Source organism: Streptomyces sp. NPDC003284, from assembly GCF_053589675.1.
On record NZ_JBSFSI010000002.1, the window covers coordinates 252,958 to 267,465 of the forward strand.

Sequence of the window (14,508 nt, forward strand, 5' to 3'; positions counted from 1 at the left end):
CGGTGCACGGCGGTGCGTGGCGGTGCATGGCGGTGCATGGCGGTGCGGCGACGCTGTGGGGGTGGAGCCGGGAGTGCCGGTCGTGCTGTGCCGTGGTGCCGTGGTGCTGCCGGGCGGTGCGCGGCGGGCGGTGCGACTGCGGGCGTGCGACTGCGGGGCACTGCGGGGGCCCGGATCGGCCCCAGAAACAGATGTGTGGGATTGTGCGCGGCTGTGTCGCCTTCTGTGAAGCTCAGTTTCCGGAACGTTATGCCGGTGTGTCGAAGCGGGTGAGCGGGCCCGGCAGCCGCGAGCCGAGCGGCGCCATGTCACCGGCCGCCCCGTGCCGCTCCAGCAGGTCCAGCGCCAGCCGTCCGCGCCGCACCCGCTCCCGCGCGCTCGCCAGGGCGACGTCGCGGACATGGTGCCCGTACGGGTAGATGCCGGGCGCCCTGGACAGGCCGAACTTCAGGTACAGCGGCGCCCCGCGCCGGATCAGCTCGGCGACCTCGTACATCCGCACATAGCCGCCGAGGTCGTCCGGTGCCTCGATGTACATGTCCATCGGCGCCGCCGACACCCGCCGTATCTCGGTGAGATGAGCGGGCGTCAGATCGCTCGGCACATTCACGGAGTCGGCGCCCAGCCGCTCGTGGACGGCGTACGCGGCCGGATTCACCGGACCGATCAGCGCGGACACCTTCAGGGTGGTGTCGGCCGGGAGGAGACCCGCCGTCCGCGCCCGGTGCAGCGTCCACAGCACGCCCTCGTCGGCCACCAGCAGGCATCTCACCCCCAGTGCGGTGGCGCGCAGGGCGTCCTCGACGCACCCGGCGACCGCGTCGTGGCCGCGGGCGCGCGGCCCCGCGCCGCCCGAGTCGGTGCGCACCGAGCCGCCGGTGTCCCAGGTGCCGCGCGGACCGGTGAACAGGCAGAGCTCGACGCCCCGTTCGGCACTCGCCCCGGCCATCTCGGTGATCTCGGCGTCGGTCAGCATCCACACCCCGCTGCCCTGGCTGATCCGGTGTACCGGGACGTCGAGCCGCGCGGACTCCTCCAGGACCACCGCCAGCGCCTCCGGGCCCTCGCAGGAGGGGATCTCGGTGCGCCAGCGGCCCCCGCCGGGGAAGGAGTGCGGGGAGGAGTCGGCGGGGTCGGGGTCGGGGGCGGCCAGGCCGAGCGCGGTGAGCGCCGGCTCACCGGGCCTGCGGGCCGCCGTGGCGGAAGCGTCGGTCACGGGCTGTCCTCCGGGTTCGTGCGAACCGTGCGTCCGGTATATCGGACGGCGTTCGCGGTTCGGGGCGTGCAGAGCGACGGAAAGGGAGAGCGAAGGAGCGGAGCGGTGCGCGCCCCGCGTACGGCCAGGGCAAGAGGCAGAGGCAGAGGCACAGGCAGAGGCAGAGGCAGAGGCAGGGCCAGGGGCGGGCTCAGGGGCGGAGCAGCACCTTGCCCACCCGGGGGTCGCCGGACCCGGCCAGGCCGACGGCGCGCGCGAACTCGGTGAGCGGGAGTTCATGGGTGACCAGCGGCAGCGGGTCGAGCAGGCGCGCGGTGAACATCCGCACGGCGTGCGCCCAGGCTCCCGGCGGTGCCCCGAAGACGGTGCGCACCTCCAGTTGCCGTACCACCAGGCCGGCCGGGTCGAGGCCGGTGGCGCCCGGCGCCGGGAGGCCGGTCAGCACCAGGCGGCCGCCGCGCCGGAGCAGCGAGGCGGCGAGCCGGGCCGCGTCCGCCGATCCGGCCGCCTCCACGACCACGTCGAAGCCGTCCGGGAGCGCCGGATCGTCCGCGGCACGGAAGCCGGTGGCGCCGAACGCCCGTGCCGGTTCCGCCCGTTCGGTGTGCAGGCCCACCGCCAGCAGCTCGGCCGGGGAGACCGCCCGCAGGAACTGCACGGCGAGCAGGCCGAGCGTGCCGGTGCCCACCACGGCGACCCGCTCGCCCGGCCGGACGTCCGCCTTCAGCGCGGCGGCGGCCACACAGGCGGCGGGCTCCAGCAGGGCGGCGGCGGTGAGGTCGGCGCCGTCCGGCAGGACGTGCAGCAGCCGGGCCGGCAGGGTGAGCGTGGCCGCCATCGCGCCGGGCAGCGTGAAACCGGTCTCCTCGTACCCGGCGGCGCACAGCGTGGTCTCGCCCGCGTGGCAGCGGTCGCAGACCTGGCAGTTGCGGAACCCCTCGCCGACCACCTTGCGCCCGGTCAGCGCAGCGGGCACTCCGGCGCCCACCGCGCGCACCGTGCCCGACCACTCGTGGCCGGGCGTCAGCGGGTAACGGACGTACGCGGCGGGGCGGTTGCCCCGGTACACCTCCAGGTCGCTGCCGCACAGGCCGACCGCGTGCACCGCGACCAGGGCCTCGCCGGGCCCCGGCGGCCGGGGCGTGTGCGGCACGATCCGGTGCTCGCCCGGCGCCTCGACGACGACGGCGCCGCTCACGCGCCGCCCCCGGAACCGGCCCGGCCGGTGTCCCCGCCCGCGTCCTTGGGCCTGCGCGTCTCCCAGCCCTCGGCCCACAGGTCGAACCGCGCCTGCTGCTGCGGGAACGCGGCCGCCGCCTCGACGTCGAGCTCCACGCCGAGGCCGGGCGCGTGGGAGAGGTGGAAGCAGCCGTCCTCCGGGTCCACCCGCGGGGCGCCCCTGACCACCTTCTTGATCTCCGCGTCCGCGAAGTCGTTGAAGTGTTCGAGGATCTTGAAGTTGGGTGTGCAGAAACCGACCTGGAGGGAGGCGGCGGTCAGCACGGACCCGCCGACGTTGTGCGGGGCCACCAGCATGTAGTGCGTCTCGGCGGCCGCCGCCAGCTTCCGGGTCTCCCAGATGCCGCCCAGATGGCCGACGTCCGGCTGGAGGATGTCGGCGGCCTGGCTCTCCAGCAGCTCGCGGAACTCGGTCCGGTCGTGGATGCGTTCGCCGGTGGCGACCGGGAGGTCCACCTTCGCGGCGACCTTCGCCAGCGCCTTCAGGTTCTCCGGCGGCACCGGCTCCTCCAGCCAGGCCGGCCGGAACGGCGCCATCTCCCGGGCCAGCCGGACGGCCGTGGCGGGCGAGAAGCGGCCGTGCATCTCCAGCATCAGCTCGGCGTCCGGACCGATGGCGTCCCGTACAGCCTCGATCAGCGAGACGGCGTAACAGGTCTGCTCGTGGTCCAGTTCGAAGTGCCCGGTGCCGAACGGGTCGATCTTCAGCGCCCGGTACCCGCGCGCCATGACCCCCTGCGCGGCCTTGTGGTACGCCTCCGGGGTCCGCTCGGTCGTGTACCACCCGTTGGCGTACGCCTTGACCCGGTCCGTCACCCTGCCGCCGAGCAACTGCCACACCGGCACGCCCAGCGCCTTGCCCTTGATGTCCCAGCAGGCCATCTCCACGACGGCGATGCCGGACATGACGATCTCACCGGCGCGGCCGTAGTCGCCGTACTTCATCCGGCGGACGAGGTCCTCGGCCGCGAACGGGTCGGAACCGAGGATGTGGTTGGCCTCGGCCTCGCGCAGATAGCCGGTCAGCGCGTCGGTGCGGCCCAGCATGCGGGTCTCGCCGACCCCCGTGATCCCCTCGTCGGTGTGCACCTGGACATAGGTCAGGTTGCGCCACGGCGTCCCGACCACATGTGTGCTGATTCCGGTGATGCGCACGGCGGTTGCCCCTCAGCTGATCGCGACGGCTCGACTGTCTCCGGCGGTGGTGCGCTGCCGGTGCGGTCCCTGCTGTTCGATATTTCGACACACGTTCGAAATGCTGGCGTGACAGTAAGGACGCGGCGCGGGCAGTGTCAATGGGGCGGACGGGGATCGGTTCCGGCGCGCCGTCAGGGAGTTCTCTCGATCCCCCACGGAACCTTCACAGACGCCCCTAGGAACGCGCCCCGCCCGGAACTTAGTCTTCCCGCGTCATGAACTACTGCCACCCGTGCCGACGGCATCTCAACGGCGCCCTCGCCTGTCCGGGGTGCGGCACCCCGGCCGAAACCGCCCCGGTGTACGCACGGGAACCCGAACCCCCGGCCCGGCCGCACGAGTTCGCGTACGGGTACGGGCCTGCGGCGGATGCCGGGAGCACCGGAAGTGCCGGAAGTGCCCGGAGCGCCGGAACCACGGAACGCGCGGGCGGCGCCGCCGAAGCCGATGACATCGTTGCCGCCGACGCCCACACCGACACGCGCACCGACACCCGCACCGCCGAGCGAGACTCCTCCGGCGACGGCGACCCGTCCGGCGACCGCGGCGCCGGACGGCGTGCCCGCAAGGCGGCGGCGCACCGCAGGCGCCGCCGCAGGGTCCTGCTGGTCACCGCGGGCTTCGTCCTGGCGGCCGGCGGGCTGAGCCTGGCCGAGCTGGGCTCGGACGCGCCCGGCCTGCCGGGGCTGTCCGGCTCGGGCCCGGAAGCGGCGGGCGACCCGGCGGCCGACAGCGCCCACACCGGTCCGGCCGACGACGGCACGGCCCGGCCGTCCGGCGCGGCGACCGCCGACGCGGCCGGTGCGCGCACGACGACGGCCTCGGCGACGGCCTCGGCCTCCCACCGGGCCGACCCGTCCGCCTCCGCGCCGGACCGCTCCCCGGGAGCGGACCCGAGCGCGTCGCGCTCGGCGGGCGCGCCGACCTCCCCGGCGGGCGCGGTGACCGGCCCCGGCGGCTCCACCGGTGACGGACCGTCACCCCGGGCGACCCCGCAGGACCCGCAGTCCCCGCCCGCCCCGGCGTCCTCCGCCCCGGCCCCGCCGCCGCCCAGCCCGTCCCCGACCCACACCTGCAACCGCTTCCTGTGGTGGTGCACATAGGGGTGGTGCACATAGGGGACGGCGGCCCCGCGACCGGTGCGGCGGCCGGTCAGCCGAGGATCTCCACGTACCCCCCGCTCCCGTGCACCCGGATCCGCTGCCCGTCCCGGATCAGCCGGGTGGCGCCGTCCACCCCCACCACGGCGGGCAGGCCGTACTCCCGGGCGATCACGGCGCCATGGGTCATCAGACCGCCCACCTCCGTCACCAGGCCCGCGACACCGACGAACAGCGGCGACCAGCTGGGGTCCGTGTACGCGGTGACCAGGATGTCGCCCGCCTCCAGTGCGGCCCCGGCGAGGTCCGTGACCACCCGGGCCCGCCCCTCCACGGTCCCGGCGGAGACCGGCAGACCGGTCAGCGCACCGTCCGGCACGTCCCCGCGCCGGTACTCCCCGGTGACGCACTCGCCGTCCGAGGTCAGCACCCGCGGCGGCGTCAGCGCCCGGTAGGAGCGGAACTCCTCCCGGCGCCGCCGCACGAGCCCCGGCTCCACCCGGCGCGTGCGCACCGCGTCGGCGAACTCCTGGAACGTCAGGTGGTACACGTCCTCCCGCGCGGCGAGCACCCCGTCCCGTACCAGGCGCCCGGCCTCCTCCAGCAGGGCCTGCCGGTAGAGGAAGTAGCGGCTGACGATCCCGTACTTCAGGTACTCCCGGTACCCGATGAAGGTCCGGACCCGGTCGATCATCCGCTTGGTCTCGGCGGCCCTGCGCGCACCGTCCGGCAGCGCCCGCAGCCGCGCCAGCACGTCCTCCTCCTTCTCCCGCGCGGCCCGGCGCCCCTCCTCGAAGCGCCGCGCTGCGGCCCCCGGCCCGAAGTTCCGTACGTGGTCCAGGAGTACGGGGACGAGCGCGGTGGGACGCTCGCTCCAGCGCGGCCTGGTGAGGTCGATCTCGCCGACGCAGCGCATGCCGTACCGGTCGAGATAGCCCTCGACGGCCGCGCGCGCCTCGGCGCCGCCCGCGATCTTGTCCAGCCCGTCCGGGAAGTCCTCGTCCCGGGCGTCCCGCAGCCAGGCGACCACCTCCGGATGCGGCCGGATCACGTCCGCGACGTCGAGCAGGGCGAGGCCCATCTCCGAGGTGATGTTGCCGGGCGCGGACAGGGTGAGCGTGTCGGCGGCGTTCGTCTCACCGAGCCACTCCGCCAGCTTGTCGTTGAGCCACCAGGTGGCCTCCATCCCCGCCATGATCACCCGGATGCTCAGCGGATCGCCGAGGACCCGCTTGTGCTCCTCGAAGGCCGTGAGCAGGAAGTCGAACAGCTCCGGTCCGCTCTTCGTCCGGATCTCGCGCCGCAGGGCGGCGACGGACGCCTCGCTGCGCGCGATCAGCCCGGCGACGACGGCCGGATCGGTCTCCAGCGGCGGCGGGGCGGTCCCGGCGCGCGCCGGAGCGGCCCCGGCGGAGCCCGGCGCCGGGGACGGCGCGGCCAGGGCGACGCGCTCGCCCTCGCGTGCCAGGACGGACTCCAGTGCGTCCCTGACCAGCGGATCGCCCCGGCCCATCAGGTCCAGGAGGGCGCCGCGGCTCCCGGGCGAGGCCAGCCGCGGCGTCACATCGACGAACAGCCTGCCGCCCGCGACCCGCATCGGCACCATGGCCGTCAGCCGCCACACGGAGAGCCCCAGCGTCTTCATGGGGTCGGTCATCATCTGCTGGTGGCCGACCGAGACATAGACGCGGTAGTCCCGCCCGTCCGTCCCGGAGGTCCCGTCCGTCCCGTCCGTCCGCTGTTCCTCGTCCCCCGTGTCCCCGGGGACGGGGAACAGCGTCGTGACCGGCCGGCTCTGCACGATCTGGAACTCCCCGTCGGCCAGGCACCATTCGATGTCCTGCGGGCAGCCGAAGCGCTCCTCGATCCGCCGCCCCAGCCGCACGAGCCGGACGGCCTGCGCCCGCGTCAGCGCGGGCCGCTCCCGCAGCTCCGCGGCGACCGCCTCCTCGCGCACACCGCCGCCCGGCAGGGCGTGCACGGCACGCTCCTTGGCGCCGGTCGTCTCGCTGACGACCTCGTTGTCCCGTACGCGGAACACGTCCGGGTTCACCGCCCCGGAGACCAGCGCCTCACCGAGGCCGAACGCCGCCTCCACGGTGGCGACCCGCCGGTCGCCCGTCACCGGGTCGGCGGTGAACAGGACGCCCGCCGCCCGCGGGAAGACCATCCGCTGCACCACCACGGCCATGCGCACCCCGCGGTGGTCGATGCCGTGCCGACGGCGGTAGACGACGGCCCGCTCGGTGAAGAGCGAGGCCCAGCACCGGCTGATGTGCGCGAGGACCGCCTCCGTCCCCACGACGTTCAGATACGTGTCCTGCTGGCCCGCGAAGGACGCCGTGGGCAGGTCCTCCGCCGTCGCGCTGGAGCGGACCGCGTAGGCGGCGCTCGCGCCGTCGCGGGCGAGCGCGCGGGTGATCCGGGCCGCGACGTCGTCCGGGACGGCGGTCTCCTCGACGGTCCGGCGGATCTCCGCGCTGAGCGCGCGGACCGCCTCCACGTCGTCCGGGCCGAGGCGCGCCAGCCGGTCGAGCAGGCCGCCGAGCGAGGGCGCCGCCGCCAGGACGCGCCGGAAGGCGTGCGTCGTCACACAGAATCCGCCCGGCACGCGGACGCCCTCGATCCCGGCCAGCCGGCCCAGGCCCGCGGCCTTGCCCCCGACGAGGGCGGCCGTCCTGTCGAACTCGGCGCCTCCCGCCTCTCCCGCCTCTCCCGCCTCTCCCGCCTCTGCTGCCTCTCCTGCGTGGATCTCCTGGAGATCCAGGACGTACTGCTCGGTCATGGCGACACCTCCCGGGCGGCGTGGCCCGCCGCACGCACCGGCCCACATCGCCCTCGTTTCCGCAGGTCGTGGGCTCGGCCGTCGATTGTGCGGCATGACGGGGGCCTTGCCGCAAGCCCCCAGGTGCGCTATAAATTGAGCATGGCGAGGAGAATGTTCTCCTCGCCTTCGTGTTTCTCCCGGCCACCGGCCGGACCGGCTCAGTCCGTCGAGCCGCCGCCCAGCATCCTGCGCAGCAGATCCCGCAGCGCCCGGCGCTCCGCGTCGCTCAGGCCCTCCAGCGGCTCGCGCGCGAAGCGCAGCCCCTCCCGCAGGTCCCGGGCCACCCGGCGGCCCTGCTCGGTGGCCGCCGCCACCTTCACCCGCCGGTCGTCCGGGTCGGGCCGCCGTTCCACCAGCCCGCGCGCCTCCAGCCGGTCCACGATCCCCGTCACGTTCGACGGCTCGCACTTCAGCCGCTGCGCGAGCTTGCGCATCGGCAGCGGCTCCAGGGACAGCAGGCTCAGCAGCCGCGCCTGCGGGCCGGTCAGCGCGTGCTCGCCCGCGGCCTCCTCGTAGTCCTCGTAGAACCGCGCCACCACGTCACCGATCAGCTCGACGACCTCCATGGTCAGGGCGTCGGGGCGGCGGGCGGGCGGGGGAGTCGGTGCCATGGGGTCCAGGGTACCGCGTTACTTGACAACCTGAAATATTCAGGCGCATGGTTGTTTCAGAACCTGAAGCATCTCGCTCCCGCGCCCGGCCGCACCGGGCGGAGCCCCCCACCGAGGAGAGGCGCACCGTGACCGACACCCCCGCACTGCCCGCCGTCAACCGCGCATGGCACCTGCTCAGCCGCCCCGTCGGCTGGCCGGAGCCCCAGGACTTCGCCCTGGTGGAGTCCCCGATGCCGGAACCCCGCGAGGGCCAGGTCCTCGTACGGAACGAGTACCTCTCCGTGGACCCGTACATGCGCGGCCGGATGAGTGCCGCGAAGTCGTACGTGGCGCCGTACGAGCTGGACAAGCCCCTCCAGGGCGGCGCCGTCGGCGAGGTCGTCGTCTCGCGCGCCGAGGGGATCAGCCCCGGTGACCACGTCCTGCACTTCGCCGGGTGGCGGGAGTACGCGGCCGTGGACGCCGCCCAGGCCGTCAGGGTCGACCCGCAGGCCGCACCCCTGTCGACGTACCTCGGTGTGCTCGGCATGACCGGTCTGACCGCCTACGCCGGACTGCTGCGCACCGCGTCCTTCAAGGAGGGCGACATCGTCTTCGTGTCCGGCGCGGCCGGTGCCGTGGGCAGCCAGGTCGGGCAGATCGCCCGGCTGAAGGGCGCCGCACGGGTCATCGGCTCGGCCGGGTCGGACGAGAAGGTCGCGCTGCTCGTCGACGAGTACGGCTTCGACGCGGCCTTCAACTACAAGAACGGCCCCGTGGCCGAGCAGTTGCGCGCCGCCGCCCCCGACGGCATCGACGTCTACTTCGACAACGTCGGCGGCGACCACCTGGAGGCCGCCATCGGCTCCCTGAACCGGGACGGCCGCATCGCCGTCTGCGGCGCCATCTCGGTCTACAACAACACCGAGCCCGCCCCCGGCCCGCGGAACATGGCCCGGCTGATCCAGACCCGCGGCCGTATCGAGGGCTTCCTCGTGGGCGACCACTACGACCTCCAGCCGCAGTTCGTCCAGGAGGTCGGCCCGTGGGTGCGCTCGGGCGAGCTGAAGTACCGCGAGACGGTCGTCGAAGGGGTGGAGAACACCCTGGAGGCGTTCCTCGGCGTGCTGCGCGGCGACAACACCGGAAAGATGATCGTCGAGCTCTGACCCCCGCGGGCGGCCCGCGCCCGGCCGGCATTCCCTCAGTTTCCGACATGCGGTAACTTCTTTCCGAAACCGTGGGCGATCGTGGGCGCGAGTCGCCGCGGACCGAGGAGGAACGCAGCCATGGCCATCCAGCAGTCCGACGTCCTGTACACCGCCGTCGCCACCGCCGAGGGCGGACGCGACGGCCGGGTCGCCACCGACGACGGCAGGCTCGACATCGTCGTCAACCCGCCCAAGGAGATGGGCGGCAGCGGCGCCGGCACCAACCCCGAGCAGCTGTTCGCCGCCGGGTACAGCGCCTGCTTCCAGGGCGCCCTCGGTGTCGTCGCCCGCCAGGAGGGCGCCGACATCTCCGGTTCGACCGTCACCGCGAAGGTCGGCATCGGCAAGAACGACGACGGCTTCGGGATCATCGTCGAGATCTCGGCCGCCATCCCGAACGTCGACGCGGCCACCGCGAAGAGCCTGGTGGAGAAGGCGCACCAGGTGTGCCCGTACTCGAAGGCCACCCGCGGCGACGTGACCGTGACGCTGGCCTGAACCGGCTCGTTGCCCAGGGCGGCGGCGGTCGTACCTCTGGACGTGGGGTGCGGCCGCCGCCGTCGCTACAGTGTGCGCATGCGTGATCTTGGGGTGGGCTTCGGGTATCTCCTGAAGGGCCAGCGATGGGTGGCCCGGCACGGGCGGTCGTACGGCTTCGGCCTGCTCCCCGGCCTGATCACCCTCGTCCTGTACGCCGCCGCGCTCACCGCACTCGCCCTGTGGGGCGCGGACGCGGTCGGCTGGGCCACCCCCTTCGCCGACGGCTGGCCCAGCCCCTGGCTCGGGCTCTTCCGCGGCTTCCTGACGGCCGTGCTGTTCGCCCTCGGCCTGCTGCTGGCCGTCGTCACCTTCACCGCCGTCACCCTGCTCATCGGCCAGCCCTTCTACGACAGCCTCTCCGAGCAGGTCGACCGGGACGTCTCCCCGGACGGCACGGCGCCCGAGTCCGGCCTGCCGCTCTGGCGCGAGCTGTGGATCTCGGCCCGCGACAGCCTGCGGGTCCTGGTCCGGGCGGCGCTGTGGGCCGTGCTGCTCTTCGCCCTGGGCTTCCTGCCGTTCGTCGGGCAGACGGCGGTCCCGGTGATCGGCTTCTTCGTCACCGGCTTCTTCCTCACCGAGGAACTGGCCGCCGTCGCCCTCCAGCGCCGGGACGTCGACCTCCGCGCCCGGCTCGGGCTCCTGCGCTCCCGCAAGGCCCTCGTCTGGGGCTTCGGCACCCCGCTCGGCCTCGCCTTCCTCGTCCCCTTCGTCGCCGTCCTCCTGATGCCGGGCGCGGTCGCCGGTGCGACCCTGCTCGCCCGCGACCTCCTGGGGGAGGAGACGGAGCCGAACGGGAGCACCGGCGACACCGGCACCGGCGACGACGGCGACGCCGCCCCCGCGGACGGCCGCCCCGCCCCCGCCCACGGTCACACCACCGGCACCCCGGACACCGAACCGGCCCCGGGCGCCCGCAGCCACCCCCGCCCCTGACCCGGCCCCGGCGCCCGGCCCCCGTACCGGCCGGACAGCACACCTAGGCTCCCGCGGCCCCGGTCGCCCCCGGCGCCTCCAGCACCGTCGCGGCCGCCTCCCGCAGGGCCCCCAGGAAGGCGCGGGCGGCCGGGGACAGCGAGTGGCCGGGGGCGGTCGCGGCGTAGACCGCCCTGGCGGGGGTGTCCCGCGCGCACAGCGGGAGCAGGGCGACGTCCGGGCGTACGGAGGCGGCGGCGAGGGCCGGGACCAGGGCCACGCCCAGACCGGCGGCCACATACCCCTGCTTGGCGGTCCACTCGGCGACGACATGGGCCACCCGGGGGCGGAAGCCCGCACGCAGCGCCGCGTCGAGCAGGGTGCCCTCCGGGCGGGGGCCGCCCGACACCCAGTCGGCGTCCGCGAAGCGGCGCAGCCGCACCGGTCCCGGCCGCCCCGCCAGCGGATGCCCGGCCGGTACGGCGATGTACAGCGGCTCGTCGAGCAGATGGTGCAGCGTGTACGCCGCCAGCGGGGCGTCACCGGTGGTCGAGACCACCGCCAGGTCCAGGTGCCCGGCGCCCAGCCGGTCCAGCAGACCGGGGGTCAGGCCCTCCTCCCGGGAGATCCGCACACCGGGATGGCGGGCCCGGAAGGCGGCCAGCGCCCACGGCACCAGCGCCACGTCGGCCGAGGCGAACGCGCCGAACCGCAGCCGCCCGCCCGCCACTTCGCGCAGCGCCGTCAGTTCGCGCACGGCGCCGCGCAGCGACTCGGCGACGGCCCGCGCGTACGGCACGAGCACCTGTCCCGCCGCGGTGAGCCGCACCCCGCGCGGCAGCCGGTCGAACAGCGGGCCGCCGCCGAGGGCCGACTCCAGCGCGGAGATCTGCCGGGACACCGCCGACTGGGTCCAGCCCAGGTCCCGCGCCGCCACCGTGAACGAGCCGTGCCGGGCCACCTCCAGGAACACCCGCAGCCAGAGCGTGGACAGATCGGGGACGGCACCCTCGGGGGCGGCACCCTCTTGGCCGGGGCCGGGGCCGGGGCCGGGGCCGGGGCCGGGATCGGGCGCGGGCACGGCAGAATCATGCGGGTTCGGCATGGCTGTCATGCTAGACATTCGCTTGTCGCATCCCTCGGGCCGCCCTAGCGTCGGCGTCATGGAGCAGAACGAGAAGATCGCCTTCCTGGGGCTCGGCAGCATGGGCACGCCCATGGCCCGCCGGCTCCTGGCGGCCGGGCACCCGTTGACCGTCTGGAACCGCACGGCGGCCAGGGCGGCCCCGCTGGCCGCCGAGGGCGCCCGCGCCGCCGAGGGGCCCGCCGACGCGGTCCGGGACGCCGATGTGGTGATCACGATGCTCACCGGTCCGGACGCGCTCGCCGAGGTCGCCGACGCGGTGCTGCCCGCGCTGCCTGCCGGTGCCCACTGGGTGGAGATGTCGACGGTCGGACCGGACGCGGTGCACGCGCTCGCCGCCCGTCTGGACGGCCGGGCCCGCCTCGTGGACGCCCCGGTCATGGGCAGCACCGACCGGGCGGCCGAGGGCCGTCTCGGCATCCTCGCGGGCGGCGACAGCACCGGAGTCGAACGCGTCCTGTCGCACCTCGGCACCGTCACCCGCACCGGCCCCTCCGGCACGGGCGCCGCGCTGAAACTCGTCCTCAACACCGCCGCGGTCAGCGGTGTCGCGCTGGTCGCCGAGGCGCTGCGGCTCGCCGACGCCCTCGGCCTCGACGAGGACACCGCCCGGCGCGCGCTGGCCGCAGGACCGCTCGCCGGAGCAGTCGCCCGCGCCTTCTCCGCCGACGCCCGCTTCACCACCGCCCTGGCCGTCAAGGACCTGGCGCTGGCCACCGCCCGCGCCGAACTCCCCGTCGTCCGGGCGGCGTCGGACGCCTACCGGCGGGCCGCCGAGGACGAACCCGCCCTCGCCGCCGCCGACCTCTCCCGGGCCGCCGCCCGGATCCGTACCCGCATCCCCGCTTGAGGAGCACCACCGTGCAGATCACCCTGGACAGCCCCGCCGGCGCCCCGCAGCCGCTGAGCCCCTACTACTCCCAGGTCGCCCGGGTCGAACAGGCCGGCGGCGGGGCCCTGTTGTTCGTCTCCGGCCAGATCGCCGAGGGCGCCACGCTCGCCGAGCAGAGCCAGGGGATCTTCGAGACCCTCGCCGCGCTGCTGGAGCCGCACGGCGCGGGTCTGGCGGACGTCATCAGCATCCGCACCTATCTGACCGACATCGGCGGCATCGCCGAGTACGCCGCCGTGCGCGGGCGCCACCTCACCGGGACCCCGCCCACCAGCATGACCGTCGAGGTGCCCCGGCTGTTCCGGCCCGAGGCGCTGATCGAGGTGGAGGTCGTGGCGGCGGTGCCCGGCCGCGCGTGACCGGCGCGGAGGTGAAGGCCGCGTAGATGTGAAGGGTTCGTACGAGGTTGCGGCCGGGCGCCGGGGTGCCGGACGGCGCGGGGGCCGGCGCGACTAGGGTCGGGTCCGGGACGGGTTCCCCCGCGTACCGCCCCGGCCCGGGACCTGACCCCTGGACCGGGGCCCGTGGCTCGTGGCCCGACGCCCGTGGCCCCGCGCCCGGACGCGCGGCGGCCCGCCCGGTCGGCCCACCGGGGATCAGCGCACCGGCCCACCGGAAGCGACGGACCGGCCCACCGGAATCAGCGCACCGAGAAGCCGTACACCGTCTCCGAGCGGAACACCTCACCCGGGCGCAGCACGGTGCTCGGGAAGCCGGGGCGGTTGGGGGAGTCGGGGAAGTGCTGGGTCTCCAGGGCGATCCCGGCGCCGGACGCGAACGGCCCCGCGGCCAGGTGGTCGGCGGTGTAGACCTGGAGTCCCGGCTCGGTGGTGGCCACCGTCAGCACCCGCCCGGACTCCGCGTCGTACAGCTCGGCGGCCTCCTCGGGGCCCGCGGTGACGCCCTTGTCCAGGACGAAGTTGTGGTCGTAGCCGGGGCCCGCCGAGCGCGGCGCGCGGAAGTCGAAGCGGGTGCCGGAGACGTCCGCCGCGTCGCCCGCCGGGATCAGCCGCGCGTCGACCGGGGTGTACCGGGAGGCGGCCAGGCGCAGCGTGTGCCCGGTCGCGGGCGTCCCGGAGGCGGCCCCGGCCAGGTTCCAGTAGGTGTGGTTGGTCGGGTTGACGACGGTCGGCGCGTCCGTGACGGCCTCGTAGGCCAGGTGCAGGGCGCCCGACGCGTCCAGCGTGCAGGTGACCGCGGTCTCCAGCCGCCCCGGGAAGCCCTCCTCGCCGTCCGGGCTGACCCGGGACAGGCGTACGCCGTGCTCGACCGGCTCCGCGTCCCACACCCGCTTGTCGAAGCCGCGCGCGCCGCCGTGCAGCGTGTTGGCCCCCTCGTTCGGCGTGACCGTGTACGTCCGCCCGTCCAGGGCGAAGCGGCCGCCCTCGATCCGGTTGGCGTACCGCCCGATCAGCGCGCCGAGATACGGCTCCGGATGGGCGAGGTAGCCGTCCACCGAGGGGAAGCCCAGCACCACGTCCGCGGTACGCCCGTCCCGGTCCGGGACCTCGACCGACTGCACGATCCCGCCGTAGGACAGCACCCGTACCCGCACCCCGGCCCGCTCCAGTGTCCAGCGGTGCACCGGCGTGCCGTCGGAAAGTGTGCTGAAAAGTTCGTTCATGGGGGAACCCTAG

Annotated in this window: 13 protein-coding genes; 6 read left to right on the forward strand and 7 right to left on the reverse strand. The window is 74.8% G+C overall.

What is annotated here, in order from left to right; all coding sequences use genetic code 11:
* Positions 1-247 precede the first annotated feature (247 nt).
* The 3 genes from ACWDYF_RS04605 to ACWDYF_RS04615 all read right to left on the reverse strand — a co-directional run bounded on the left by ACWDYF_RS04605 (position 248) and on the right by ACWDYF_RS04615 (position 3,610).
* Positions 248-1,216, reverse strand: a complete 969-nt coding sequence (locus tag ACWDYF_RS04605; protein WP_037893233.1) for a hypothetical protein — start codon at positions 1,214-1,216, stop codon at positions 248-250.
* Positions 1,217-1,406: 190 nt separating this feature from the next.
* Positions 1,407-2,414 (reverse strand): zinc-dependent alcohol dehydrogenase, encoded by a 1,008-nt coding sequence (locus ACWDYF_RS04610; protein ID WP_389467078.1) that lies wholly within the window; start codon positions 2,412-2,414, stop codon positions 1,407-1,409.
* Positions 2,411-3,610, reverse strand: a complete 1,200-nt coding sequence (locus ACWDYF_RS04615; protein WP_389467075.1) for a mandelate racemase/muconate lactonizing enzyme family protein — start codon at positions 3,608-3,610, stop codon at positions 2,411-2,413. The genes ACWDYF_RS04610 and ACWDYF_RS04615 overlap by 4 nt, the downstream gene beginning before the upstream one ends.
* Before the next feature lie 257 nt (positions 3,611-3,867).
* Between ACWDYF_RS04615 and ACWDYF_RS04620 the strand changes: the two genes are divergently transcribed.
* Positions 3,868-4,755, forward strand: coding sequence for an SCO2400 family protein (locus ACWDYF_RS04620; RefSeq protein ID WP_389467073.1), 888 nt, complete (start codon positions 3,868-3,870; stop codon positions 4,753-4,755).
* A gap of 49 nt (positions 4,756-4,804) precedes the next feature.
* Here the strand turns inward: ACWDYF_RS04620 and rph are convergent, their stop codons facing one another.
* On the reverse strand, positions 4,805-7,537 hold the full coding sequence (gene rph / locus ACWDYF_RS04625) for a rifamycin-inactivating phosphotransferase (protein WP_389467070.1): 2,733 nt from the start codon (positions 7,535-7,537) through the stop codon (positions 4,805-4,807).
* A 200-nt stretch (positions 7,538-7,737) separates the two neighbouring features.
* The gene (locus ACWDYF_RS04630) at positions 7,738-8,190 is read right to left on the reverse strand and encodes a MarR family winged helix-turn-helix transcriptional regulator (RefSeq protein ID WP_018570650.1); all 453 of its coding nucleotides are present in this window, start codon (positions 8,188-8,190) and stop codon (positions 7,738-7,740) included.
* Positions 8,191-8,318: 128 nt separating this feature from the next.
* On the opposite strand from ACWDYF_RS04630, the gene ACWDYF_RS04635 reads away from it, so the two are divergent.
* The 3 genes from ACWDYF_RS04635 to ACWDYF_RS04645 all read left to right on the forward strand — a co-directional run bounded on the left by ACWDYF_RS04635 (position 8,319) and on the right by ACWDYF_RS04645 (position 10,856).
* Positions 8,319-9,341 carry an NADP-dependent oxidoreductase gene (locus tag ACWDYF_RS04635; RefSeq protein ID WP_389467064.1) on the forward strand — a complete coding sequence of 341 codons (1,023 nt, stop codon included), beginning with the start codon at positions 8,319-8,321 and terminating at the stop codon, positions 9,339-9,341.
* 120 nt (positions 9,342-9,461) lie between these two features.
* Positions 9,462-9,881 (forward strand): organic hydroperoxide resistance protein, encoded by a 420-nt coding sequence (locus ACWDYF_RS04640; protein ID WP_018570648.1) that lies wholly within the window; start codon positions 9,462-9,464, stop codon positions 9,879-9,881.
* 78 nt (positions 9,882-9,959) lie between these two features.
* Positions 9,960-10,856, forward strand: a complete 897-nt coding sequence (locus ACWDYF_RS04645) for an EI24 domain-containing protein (protein WP_389467061.1) — start codon at positions 9,960-9,962, stop codon at positions 10,854-10,856.
* A gap of 43 nt (positions 10,857-10,899) precedes the next feature.
* Here ACWDYF_RS04645 and ACWDYF_RS04650 read toward each other — a convergent pair whose 3' ends face one another.
* The gene (locus ACWDYF_RS04650) at positions 10,900-11,829 is read right to left on the reverse strand and encodes a LysR family transcriptional regulator (RefSeq protein ID WP_389467393.1); all 930 of its coding nucleotides are present in this window, start codon (positions 11,827-11,829) and stop codon (positions 10,900-10,902) included.
* 169 nt (positions 11,830-11,998) lie between these two features.
* On the opposite strand from ACWDYF_RS04650, the gene ACWDYF_RS04655 reads away from it, so the two are divergent.
* Both ACWDYF_RS04655 and ACWDYF_RS04660 read left to right on the forward strand, forming a co-directional pair.
* Positions 11,999-12,829 (forward strand): NAD(P)-dependent oxidoreductase, encoded by an 831-nt coding sequence (locus ACWDYF_RS04655; RefSeq protein ID WP_389467058.1) that lies wholly within the window; start codon positions 11,999-12,001, stop codon positions 12,827-12,829.
* Between the two features lie 11 nt (positions 12,830-12,840).
* Entirely contained in the window at positions 12,841-13,230 is a 390-nt protein-coding gene (locus ACWDYF_RS04660; RefSeq protein ID WP_381743391.1) for a RidA family protein, read from the forward strand.
* Between the two features lie 281 nt (positions 13,231-13,511).
* On the opposite strand, the gene ACWDYF_RS04665 is transcribed toward ACWDYF_RS04660, so the two are convergent.
* Positions 13,512-14,495, reverse strand: a complete 984-nt coding sequence (locus ACWDYF_RS04665; protein WP_389467055.1) for an aldose epimerase family protein — start codon at positions 14,493-14,495, stop codon at positions 13,512-13,514.
* Positions 14,496-14,508 lie beyond the last annotated feature (13 nt).